Below are 398 nucleotides of genomic sequence, written 5' to 3'. Positions count from 1 at the left end.
GTGCTGGAACCCCTGCGCGAGGAGCTGGCCCGCTACTGTCTGCGCCCGCCACGGGTGACGTTGTCGCTGCTCGGTGAGGCCGCGGTCGCGACGGGGGCCCTCCGGCTGGCGCTCGACCATGTCGAGGAGCAGTTGTTCGCCGTCGAGGGAGCGGTGACGGCCCGCCGCTGACCGCGAGCGGAAGACGGGCCGGATGGCGTCCGGCCCAGGTCGGAAGGAGCGGGTGGCGTCCGCCCCTGGGCCGAGGCCGGGGCCGAAGGTGACGGCCTCCCGGGCCGGAAGGGCCGAGTGACGGCTGGCCTCGGATCGGAAGGGCCGAGTGACGGTCGGCTCAGGGGCGGAAGGACCGGCTGCCGTCCGCCCCGGACCAAGGGGTCAGGTGACGGTCGCCCCAGGGC

General features: G+C 75.4%; 1 pseudogene. It reads left to right on the top strand.

The annotated features are described in order from the left end of the window. Window positions 1-171 (top strand): annotated as a pseudogene (locus RNB18_RS53195) (transcriptional regulator); the annotation flags it as partial. Between the last annotated feature and the right edge of the window lie 227 nt (window positions 172-398).

Origin of the sequence: Streptomyces doebereineriae (assembly GCF_031845645.1) — a bacterium.
Classification (GTDB): Bacteria; Actinomycetota; Actinomycetes; order Streptomycetales; family Streptomycetaceae; genus Streptomyces; species Streptomyces canus.
The sequence above is the reverse complement of the archived record's forward strand: the minus strand, read 5'-3'. Positions and strand labels throughout refer to the sequence as shown.